This window comes from Mesorhizobium sp. M7A.F.Ca.CA.002.04.1.1 (assembly GCF_004022805.1).
Taxonomy (GTDB): Bacteria; Pseudomonadota; Alphaproteobacteria; order Rhizobiales; family Rhizobiaceae; genus Mesorhizobium; species Mesorhizobium ciceri.
This window is the reverse complement of the sequence record NZ_RZPL01000174.1, coordinates 1-8,880: the sequence shown is the minus strand read 5'-3', so window position 1 is coordinate 8,880 and position 8,880 is coordinate 1. Positions and strand designations below refer to the sequence as shown.

12 protein-coding genes are annotated in these 8,880 nt (G+C 60.6%); 3 read left to right on the top strand and 9 right to left on the bottom strand.

Features of this window, described 5'->3' with window-relative positions:
• Positions 1-61: 61 nt before the first annotated feature.
• The 8 genes from ENZ75_RS11885 to ENZ75_RS11850 all read right to left on the bottom strand — a co-directional run bounded on the left by ENZ75_RS11885 (position 62) and on the right by ENZ75_RS11850 (position 6,718).
• On the bottom strand, positions 62-385 hold the full coding sequence (locus tag ENZ75_RS11885; RefSeq protein ID WP_013530789.1) for a hypothetical protein: 324 nt from the start codon (positions 383-385) through the stop codon (positions 62-64).
• Positions 385-570: a hypothetical protein gene (locus ENZ75_RS34595; protein WP_063168556.1), complete on the bottom strand. Its 186-nt coding sequence runs from the start codon at positions 568-570 to the stop codon at positions 385-387. Before ENZ75_RS34595 ends, ENZ75_RS11885 begins: the two co-directional genes overlap by 1 nt.
• Complete coding sequence (locus ENZ75_RS11875; RefSeq protein ID WP_013530787.1) at positions 555-788, bottom strand: phage-related exported protein; 234 nt, start codon at positions 786-788, stop codon at positions 555-557. The genes ENZ75_RS34595 and ENZ75_RS11875 overlap by 16 nt, the downstream gene beginning before the upstream one ends.
• A gap of 1 nt (position 789) precedes the next feature.
• On the bottom strand, positions 790-1,005 hold the full coding sequence (locus ENZ75_RS11870; RefSeq protein WP_063168557.1) for a hypothetical protein: 216 nt from the start codon (positions 1,003-1,005) through the stop codon (positions 790-792).
• Positions 1,002-1,712 carry a glycosyl hydrolase 108 family protein gene (locus tag ENZ75_RS11865; RefSeq protein WP_063168558.1) on the bottom strand — a complete coding sequence of 237 codons (711 nt, stop codon included), beginning with the start codon at positions 1,710-1,712 and terminating at the stop codon, positions 1,002-1,004. The genes ENZ75_RS11870 and ENZ75_RS11865 overlap by 4 nt, the downstream gene beginning before the upstream one ends.
• Before the next feature lie 482 nt (positions 1,713-2,194).
• The gene (locus ENZ75_RS11860) at positions 2,195-2,986 is read right to left on the bottom strand and encodes a class I SAM-dependent methyltransferase (RefSeq protein ID WP_063168559.1); all 792 of its coding nucleotides are present in this window, start codon (positions 2,984-2,986) and stop codon (positions 2,195-2,197) included.
• Positions 2,987-3,022: 36 nt separating this feature from the next.
• The gene (locus ENZ75_RS11855; protein ID WP_063168560.1) at positions 3,023-4,318 is read right to left on the bottom strand and encodes a hypothetical protein; all 1,296 of its coding nucleotides are present in this window, start codon (positions 4,316-4,318) and stop codon (positions 3,023-3,025) included.
• A 66-nt stretch (positions 4,319-4,384) separates the two neighbouring features.
• Positions 4,385-6,718 carry a hypothetical protein gene (locus ENZ75_RS11850; protein WP_063168561.1) on the bottom strand — a complete coding sequence of 778 codons (2,334 nt, stop codon included), beginning with the start codon at positions 6,716-6,718 and terminating at the stop codon, positions 4,385-4,387.
• Positions 6,719-6,933: 215 nt separating this feature from the next.
• On the opposite strand from ENZ75_RS11850, the gene ENZ75_RS11845 reads away from it, so the two are divergent.
• Both ENZ75_RS11845 and ENZ75_RS11840 read left to right on the top strand, forming a co-directional pair.
• On the top strand, positions 6,934-7,203 hold the full coding sequence (locus tag ENZ75_RS11845) for a hypothetical protein (protein WP_063168562.1): 270 nt from the start codon (positions 6,934-6,936) through the stop codon (positions 7,201-7,203).
• A gap of 73 nt (positions 7,204-7,276) precedes the next feature.
• Entirely contained in the window at positions 7,277-7,582 is a 306-nt protein-coding gene (locus tag ENZ75_RS11840; RefSeq protein WP_013530780.1) for a hypothetical protein, read from the top strand.
• Positions 7,583-7,631: 49 nt separating this feature from the next.
• Here the strand turns inward: ENZ75_RS11840 and ENZ75_RS11835 are convergent, their stop codons facing one another.
• Positions 7,632-8,060: a DoxX family protein gene (locus tag ENZ75_RS11835; RefSeq protein WP_063168563.1), complete on the bottom strand. Its 429-nt coding sequence runs from the start codon at positions 8,058-8,060 to the stop codon at positions 7,632-7,634.
• A gap of 199 nt (positions 8,061-8,259) precedes the next feature.
• Between ENZ75_RS11835 and ENZ75_RS11830 the strand changes: the two genes are divergently transcribed.
• Positions 8,260-8,451: a hypothetical protein gene (locus tag ENZ75_RS11830; protein ID WP_013530778.1), complete on the top strand. Its 192-nt coding sequence runs from the start codon at positions 8,260-8,262 to the stop codon at positions 8,449-8,451.
• Positions 8,452-8,880: the final 429 nt, after the last annotated feature.

Here is an 8,880-nt window from a genome sequence, read left to right as displayed (position 1 = left end):
AGGTCCACCTGTCTCGGTAATTCCGTCAGGCAGCAGCCAACAGACGACGCGGTGCCAACAGCTACTCCTCCACCCCCGGCTTGAATCTCCGCACCACAAACTCGAACAGCACGTCCGAAATCCACATCGCACAGACGCCGATCAGGAAGGCGGCCGCCAGCGTGGTGGTGTCGTCGGCGGGATCGGGCATCGGCAGGCCGGCGATCCTGGCGTAGGAGACCGCCGGCAGCGTCAGATAAGCCGCCGCAAGCGCGCCGCAGATCGGCGAGGCCACCATTTCGCGCAGCTTGTAGCGATGCCGCGACAGCGCGCGCAGAACGCCGCCGGCGAGACCCGCCGCCACGACCGGTCCCTTGATGCCGAGCAGGTCGAAAAGATCGTTCATCATGGCCTCCAGCCGCAAAATTTCTGACCCTTTTCGTTGTGAGCCAGGATCGCCGCCACCGACGCGTCGGAAAGGGCCGCCGCCTCTGCCCTTGTCGGCCGGATGGGATGCCCGGCCGCGCAGAACGATCCGCCTGATGTGGTGCAGCCGGCCAGCAGGAGCGAGAGCGCTATGATTTTGACCATCTGGCCAGCCTCCCTCTGTTGTCGTCCGGCGCCCGGCCGGCGACGGCATCGTCGATCTCCTGGGCTTCGGTGCGCGCCGCGGCGTCGGCGGCATCCTGCCTGGCCTTCTGGTTGGCCTTGCCCTTGGCGTAGGCCGTCCAGACACCGGCGAGCGCGGCGCCCATTGCCAGAAGATACGGCCAGGCCTGGCCAAGCAGCGCGAAAGCGAGTGTTCCCATCTCATGTCTCCTTGGCCGGCGCGACCATGCCGCGCGGCCCGTCACGCACCGCGTTGATGATGATCTTGGCAAGGGCAATGGCGCCGCTGATCTGAAGGGCGGTGCGGTCGCTCACGCCGAGCAGCGTCCAGTCAAAGCCGGCGAGCGCGCCGCCGCAGATGATGGCGATCAGCGTGTTGAGGAGATTGTGCAGCGCATTGGTGTTGAACCATGTCATCGAAACAGGCTTCCGAAAAAATCGGCGATCTGATGCCGGACGGCCGCGAGCGCTCCGGCCATGAGAACGAGGAGGCCGGCCACGGCAGCCGTCTTGCCGCCGGGCGTCGGCTGCTCGAGACGAACCGACGGCGCCCCATTGGCCGATGTTTCGACCCTGGGCGGCGCCGCCGCGGTCACCGGTGCGGCGGGGCGCTGCGCCGACATCAGCAGGGCCTGAACCCGCACCGACCTGACCCGATCCGACCAGCCGCGCCCGAATGTTGCCCATGTCGGCAACCGCTTCAGGAACGCCAGCCGCGCATCGCAAAGTGCATCGATGGTCACACCGGCCGGCTTTGCCTTGGCCGCCGCGACGGTGACCGGTCCGATCCGGCCGTCCTGCGCAACGCCGACGGCCGCCTGCAGATATTTGGCCGCCCGGCCAGGCCCGCTGTTGACGGCGAAATCGAATACCGCGTGATCGACGCCATCGGGCAACTCGGCGCCGAGCACAGCGTCCCAGTAGAAGCGGCGATAGACGGTGGCGACCTGCGCGTCGCTGATCGCGCGCAGATCCGCCTTTGTCGCGCCCGCCTTCACATAGCGGCGGAAGCTGGCAAGCGTCACGCCCTTCATGGTGGCGCCGCCAGGATCGGCCAGATGGTCCGACCACCCGCCTTCCGATTTGAGAACAAGCGCAAGCGCCCGCGCGAAGTTGCGGTCCATGGTGTTTCCTTTCCGCCCTTCCGGGCAGTTGTTCAGTTTTTGATTTTTGGTATGTTCGCCGGGTGGAGGTTAGGCTTGGCGCGGGCGATTATGATTCTGGATATCATTCGCCAAGTTGGCAGATACAGACTTAAAATTCTGAGTATCGGCAAGAGAATCGTGCGCTCGGTAAGTCATTGACGCACCTAGGACGCGCAAAAGCACATATGCCTGACATAAGACATTTAGTTTTAGGAGTCCTCATCGGCGCCTTCTCTATCGCGTGGGTAGTTATTGCCACGATAGGGGTGCGGCGAGAGACGCGAGCGTACAACAAAAGCCTGAGAGACATCGATGAGAAGCTCCGTCAGGATAAAGATCAATGAATGAGTCTTCGGCGCGTTGACGCTGCGGAAATGATCAACAGGACTTCAGTCGAAGCGCCGCGACAACTCGTGCTGGATACAAGTAACTGAGGTCGGAGTTCGAAAATTCAGTTTCAGCTAGTTCTTTTTGAAGACGAACAGCTTTGTGTGAAACGATACTGGACTGATCACTAAGTCGATCGCGCGTCGTAAGGTCACCATCGGTCGCGACCGGCTCTCATACAATGGTTCAAGCAGGCGCTTGAACAAATTGCTTTCCCGCATCAACCCCAGATATCCGCCCCTGGACCGACTTTCCAAAAGCCGGAACCCCATCCCGCTGATCGTTCTAATTGTGTCGTTCGGGGTGAAGGCAAATTGGTAAAATCGAGCCATGTCCGCGGCACTCACATCTTCGTATCGACCGAGCCGCATCTTTAGACGCCTCAATGGCGACACGCTGGGGACAGTTAGGAAAAGGAGTCCGCCAGGTTTCAGCACTCGGCGTACCTCCTCGATGATCGATGCGTAACCATCCTTGAAATGTTCGATCACCCCTAAGGACCACACCCCTTCGAAAAAGGCATCCTCGAATGGCATTTCTCGCACGTCGCCGAGAACGATATTAAGTTCGGGGGCGTGCTTCTTGATTCTAGCGATGGTTACGGGGGCAAAGTCTAGTCCGTATGCCTCGAACCCGGCGTGATGGAGCCCAAAGACTGTGTTTGCCACACCGCAGCCTGCATCAATCACTCGATCAGGCGGGCTTAAATACTTTCGGGTAACATGCTGGACAAAGACGCTCTTTTTCCGAATGTCCGTTGCTGTTAGGGATTGCGCCCAACGATCGTCCCAGAATCCTTCGTCGGCTGGTTGGTCGATGAATACAAGACGATCATGCTGCCGATCGAGATATACCTGCTCCACCATTCATTTGCCTCCCCCAAGGCGCCGCTCAACGTCAGTTCATTTGCCGTAGTCTCGACCCACAATCGGAACAGCCGGAATGCTGGTATGGAAGCGCCCGAAGAGCAGTACCCACACCAAGACCTGAATCGTCACGAAACCGACGAATGGCTGCCGTGCCTGCGCAAGAACATTCTCCAAGGCATTCCGGTGCGCATAGACCCCAATCACGCTGCCGAGGATGATCCAGAAGAAGAACCACATACCCTTACTTTTGAGCGAAGCATGATGCAACGCCACCAACGCTCCGCCATAGATCAACCCAAATACGATCACAACGGGAATACCGCCAATCGCCCACGCCTGCCCCCAGAATGTACCAGCCAAGCCGTACAACGCCTGTGAAAATATCTGGGTCTGGAGCACCGTGTTGAACCCAGTGCTGTCGAAGCCGAAGGCCGACGGCTGAATTAGCAGTTGCGCCAAGGTATCGCGAACCGTGTTCCACCATGGATAGGTCGTGCTACTCCTAATCAGCCCTTCGATGTTTTCATGAGTGCCGAAGGCTTCCCAGGAGGCCACCATAGCCATCGGATCAGAACCGCCTGTCAGCATCCTGCCAAACGGCAGGTCGCGTTTGTAGGCCAGATAGAAGGGCTTCATAAAGAAGATGATCGCAAGCGTCGCCAGCCCGATCGCCCATGCCTTCCAATGCAGGGCCGCCTTCGTTATCGGCCACTCCCACAATAACACGATGGCAAACGCCATTGCCAAGATCACCGGGACCGTCCGATCACCCGCGATCGCATTAAGTGCGACCATTAACGCAAAGATGGCTTGATAAATACGAGCGCCGCGACCCCATGGCCTATCGAAATAGATTGATGCCAGAAGACCGATGCCGCTGACCCAACGCCACACGATGGAAATGAGCCCACCGACGGCGTCATAGATGTCGGCACGCTCCATCGCGTACCACTCAAGTCCAGCCCTGTTTGCCATCCATGCATAGCAGGCTAAAGAAATGATCAGCGCGCACCGAATGAACCAGATGACCCGCATCGGGTGCAGTTGGTAACAAGGGGGACGCCTGCCGCCCACAGACGAAGGCATCAGCAGCAGCGCCAACCCGAACCCTAGCCAAGCAGCGACCATCACCAGAATTGCTTCCGACGACGCCGGCTCAAGATATGGCACCAATCCTTTCGCGCTCACAGGCCGCGTGAAGCCAATCAGCGCGGGCACCGAATAAGCAAGAAGGCCGATATAGCCAATCGCTACAACAGAAACCCGATTGTGGCGGGCCACAAGTATAAAGGTGGTCACGGCCACCATTGACCACAGAGCGAGGACCATATCTTTCGTTCGACTATTTGGATCAAAAAAGCAACCTAGGCGATTCGGTCATTCACAACGACAAAGTCACAACTCGAAATCGCCCGCCCAACCGACTGTCGCGCTGACCACCCATGAGCCCGTTGCGTATGCCTCCAGGGTTACACGCTCGCCGGGATCGAGAATGAGATATTTGCCTGCACCGCCGCCCTTGATCGTGTCCGTCCCGTTGGGCTCGATGTTCATGACATGGGTTGCGTGTACCCCGGCAAAGCCGATCCGAAGGCCAGGCACGGCAGGCGGCAGCGTATGTGTGCACGTCGCGCCGGCGCTGTTGTTGTGGCAGAGTGCCCGGTTGTGAAGCCCGGACAGCGTTGTGTTAACGCTCAGATTGATCGGCACACTCGACGTCCCCTGCAGGCCGGGATTGTTGCCGCCAATAAACCTGGTCACGGTGCCGGCCGTGATGGAACTGCCGGTGCCATCGCCAACCCATTCCGTCATGTCAAAGCCATCGACCAGCATTTCGTCTATCGCGCCGCCGGTGGTTACCCGAAAGGCAACGCCAATGGAGGTCGGGTTCTTCAGGGCGATGTCCCTGAGACTGGCTTTGCGCAGCCGTTGGCCCACCGAAAGATTGAACCGGACGCCATGCGACTGGGTGTTTCCCCTGATGCCAGAAAGGCTAAGGCTCGCCGGTGTCACTACGTTCGCAACGACAATGGCGTCGGTCGAGCAGTTCATCAACGTGCCCGGGCCGATCGCAAGTGGCGTCTGGTAGGGCGCGGCGATTACGGCTGTGGCACCTGACGTTCCGCCCGTGATAGTCTCGCCAGCCCGAAAGATGCCGGCCGAACCGCGCACATAGATGCGCTGGGTCGCGCTGTTTGCCGTTTTGGCAATCGCAGAGGTGCCTCCAGTGATTGTTTCAGCGGCCTGAAACGTTCCGCTTATCGGCAAGACCCTCAGCACGTTGGCAAAGAAGTCGACCAAGATGCCCGTCGCGCCGGATGAACCGCCTGTCACCGTCTCACCGAGTTCATAGTCGAGGGTTGAACCGGTAATGACGATTTCAAAATGTTGGAACCGCAGGGTTCCGGTCGAGCCAGAGGTGCCGCCGCTGACCGTTTCGCTAATCGCAAACGATCCAACTTGCGAGCTGAGGGCGAACTGATATTCGCCGTTTGGTTCCAATTGCAGGGCTGTGTTGTAGCGATCGATGTACCAGTTATCGAGCCGGCCCGACTGAATCTGAACGCCGAAGACGTTACCGGCAGAACTACCGGAGAGCCGGTTGCCGATTGCCTTGACATTCGAAATGACGATCTCGCTGTTGGCGTCAGTCGCAGCTACGCCAATCAGACAGTCATTCGCCACCACGTTAGTTATGATCCCTCGCGGATCTCGCGCACCGGTCATCTCCACCCAGACACCGGCGGAGGGGCTGTCGAGATGTGCATCGGCGAAAACCCCGTCGACCAACACGTCGGTGGTGTTTAGATTCCCCGTATAGGTCAACACGACACCGTCGCGTTTGCACTTCGCCGACCGGATGTTGCGCACGATCGGCTTGCGGACGCCGGCCACGTAAACCGTGTCGCCAAACTCGCCGCCGGTTGGCGTGACGATGTTATAGCCGTCAATGTCCTCAATCGTCGGGCTGTCGACACAGAGCGCCATCACACCGGCAAGGCCGAGATTGCGGACTTTCACGCCGCGGATTGTCGGCCGCTTCCGGCGTGCACCAGTGGAGAGGCCGACGCGAATACCGATAGAAGCCTGGTAGCCGGCATGTGATCCACCATCAATCGTGAGGTCCCCGTCTATCAGGACGTCATCGGCAGCGATATCGATGACGGGATGGTGGCCGGTAACGGCACCGACTGGCGCGCGCAGGATCAGGGCAGAGCCGCCCAGGCATTCGACGCGCTTCTTCGCTGTCGAGATCGTATGGTTGCCGTCGGTCTGGTAGGAGCCGTCAATCAGCACATGCGGATAGCTGCCCGCGAGCAGTGCACTGATAGCAGCCGTGGCATTTGTACCGTTACCACGCGCCCCGAGCATTGATGCCGTCACCGGGGTCGAGGCGAGCGTATAGCCTGTCTTCGTCATGCCATCGCTCAGCATGATCACCAAATCCCCGACATTCGTTCCATTCTTGCGGTACACAGCGCCACTGCCTGCCACCTGAGAGCTGTCGTAGAAGGCGGTGCGGATGTATGTGGGTGCTATCGGTGGGGAAAATGCCTCCGCCGTCGCCTTGGTCGCGAATTGCGGATCGAGCACGGTTGTCATGGCGCCCGTCGCTACGTCCGCAGCGGCCTGGGCCTGGTCGATGATGCCTTGCGCGGCTGCCTGGATATCCCCGACTGTGTCGTCGGACTGGTAGAACGACAGCACAATGTCGTCGGTGCCGATCACAGGGTTCAGCGTCTGGAAGGCGAAGCTGCACTCACCCCGTCAACCACTTTCTGAGAAAAAATTCCTAGTCTGGTCGAAACTCCCGCGCTGAGCGACGCTGGCAAAGCGCGTAAAACCCTGCTTTTGCCGGCGGCTGGTCATAAGCCGGCAGGTGTGAAATCATTCGTCGAAGCTCATGGAATGATTCCCGTCGCACGGCCTTGTGGGAGAGGACGATGGACAGACCAGCCATGGCATCCGTGTTCAGGATGCGGCATGCACCAGCCACGGTTTCCGGCGTGTGCAGCACCGGCCAGGGTCAGGCCGATCCAGTCATCCGCGTGCGTTCGCTGGGCGAAGCCATCCGTTTCGTCGCCAACGCCTACCCCCAATACGACGTCGGCGCCGTCGCCATCAGCTGTGGGGATGTTTCGATCGGCAGCCTCGGCAACCTGGAGGTCAAGGCGCTGTGGCGCGAATATGGCGAACGGCTGACGCAGGAATAGGCGTTCGCCCGCAGCCTTTCTGGAGCGGAAATGCCGCTCGTGCGTTTCAACCCCAGCCACGGGAGCAATCGCCATGAATGTCGCCAACCTGCAACTCGAAGGCCTGTTGATGGCCGTCGCCTCGATCAATCGTCTCCTGGTTCAAAAGGGGGTGCTGACGGCGGAGGAAATCGACCTGGCCCTGCGCAAGACCGAGGCCGGCGAAACCAACGAGGAACGATCCGAAGGCATGTCCGCATCCAGCCGCGACGCCGTCAACTTTCCGATCCGGCTGCTGGAACTCGCCAACCAGTGCCAGCCGGAGGCGGAGCTGCCGTCCTTCTCAAAGCTGGCCCGCATGGTCGGCAAGATAAAGGAACCCTACAACGACCAGCTGTGAACGGTGCCGGCGGGCCGGCATGCGTCCGCGGTGGCCCACTGCCCTCGCCTCAAGCCCTGCCCGGCCATCCCAAATTGAGCGAAAGCACCTTGCCCGGTCCATGCACCGCCGCAAACAGCAGTCCGGCCAGGAACGAAAAATGGTCGATGAAGAAGCCGAACTCGGCCTGGTTGCCGGCCCAGTGGCTGGGTCCGTGGAAGGCAAGGGCCAGGAACAGCACATAGGCGGCGGCGACAAGGGCCGCCTGCGTGAAGAAGGCGCCGGTCAGGAAGCACAGCACCAGCGCGACTTCCAGGATCGCCGCGCACCAGGCCAGGAACAGCGGAAACGGAAAGCCGGCGGCGGCGATATAGCCGGCGGTGGCCGCCATGCCCATGAATTTGAACGTCACCGCCATCAGGAAGACGCCGGCGAAGATCAGCCGGGCGATGAGAAGGGCCGCGGTCTGCCACGGCGATTGAGTGATTTGCGACGACATGCTCGTTCTCCAGCTTTGCAGGTTGCTCGCTCCTAGGACGCGCGACGGACGCCAGATCCGACACACCAGGCCAATTTTTCTCGACAGGGCGCTTGCCGCGGGTCGAAGCAGGCTTCGAAGCCTCACACCGACGGCAAGGAGCGATTTTCGGTTTGCCGGCCGACGGTATAGCGTTGCTCCCTCAAAGGGGGAAACGGACATGGCCAAGGCATTGACCATCGGCGCACCGCGGCATCCGGCGATGAGCACCGCCTACGAACAGGAATGCAGGGATATGCTGGCTCCGCATCTCGACGCCCTGCTCCGCAAGGTCGAGGCTGCCGGCTGGGACCGCGGGCAGGCCGCCTCGGCGCTCATGTATCTCGCCGCGATGCGGCTGAAGCCGGCCTGACGACACGCCGGCCCGAACGGCTCTCCGGCGCATCGCGATTGAAACTTGTTGGTAATCACGAATGTGATATTGTTAGCCGGGGCTAATGCAGCGGTGTGCCGGTGCAGCAATTTTGGGTGGGCTGAAATTTGCGAACAAGCGTCAGGTTTGGGGCGATACCTCGTGGCGTGGGGTCGGCGACGCTGGAATGCAGCGGCTGCGGCGGCGCTGGCCAGGTCTTCCAATGTCCGCGCTGGACGAGTTCCAACGGCCATTGTTGCCCTGCCGGCACCCACCGGCGCGGCTGCCCCGGCCTCAGCGCGGCATGCTCCGAATGTGACGGCGACCACGCTGCCGACGCCGACCCGATGCGGCCATCGGCCTGATACAGGCCGGTTGCAGCCTGGCCGTGTCGCCTGGTGGAACCGGCGGCGCCGATCTGTGCTATGT

Bases quoted from the DNA above. Each gene is read 5' to 3' on its own strand.
- ENZ75_RS11865 (WP_063168558.1), bottom strand. From the start codon at position 1,712: ATGGACCGCAACTTCGCGCGGGCGCTTGCGCTTGTTCTCAAATCGGAA.
- ENZ75_RS11855 (WP_063168560.1), bottom strand. From the start codon at position 4,318: ATGGTCCTCGCTCTGTGGTCAATGGTGGCCGTGACCACCTTTATACTT.
- ENZ75_RS11875 (WP_013530787.1), bottom strand. From the start codon at position 788: ATGGGAACACTCGCTTTCGCGCTGCTTGGCCAGGCCTGGCCGTATCTT.
- ENZ75_RS11845 (WP_063168562.1), top strand. From the start codon at position 6,934: ATGGACAGACCAGCCATGGCATCCGTGTTCAGGATGCGGCATGCACCA.
- ENZ75_RS11835 (WP_063168563.1), bottom strand. From the start codon at position 8,060: ATGTCGTCGCAAATCACTCAATCGCCGTGGCAGACCGCGGCCCTTCTC.
- ENZ75_RS11885 (WP_013530789.1), bottom strand. From the start codon at position 385: ATGAACGATCTTTTCGACCTGCTCGGCATCAAGGGACCGGTCGTGGCG.
- ENZ75_RS11870 (WP_063168557.1), bottom strand. From the start codon at position 1,005: ATGACATGGTTCAACACCAATGCGCTGCACAATCTCCTCAACACGCTG.
- ENZ75_RS11840 (WP_013530780.1), top strand. From the start codon at position 7,277: ATGAATGTCGCCAACCTGCAACTCGAAGGCCTGTTGATGGCCGTCGCC.
- ENZ75_RS11860 (WP_063168559.1), bottom strand. From the start codon at position 2,986: ATGGTGGAGCAGGTATATCTCGATCGGCAGCATGATCGTCTTGTATTC.
- ENZ75_RS11830 (WP_013530778.1), top strand. From the start codon at position 8,260: ATGGCCAAGGCATTGACCATCGGCGCACCGCGGCATCCGGCGATGAGC.
- ENZ75_RS34595 (WP_063168556.1), bottom strand. From the start codon at position 570: ATGGTCAAAATCATAGCGCTCTCGCTCCTGCTGGCCGGCTGCACCACA.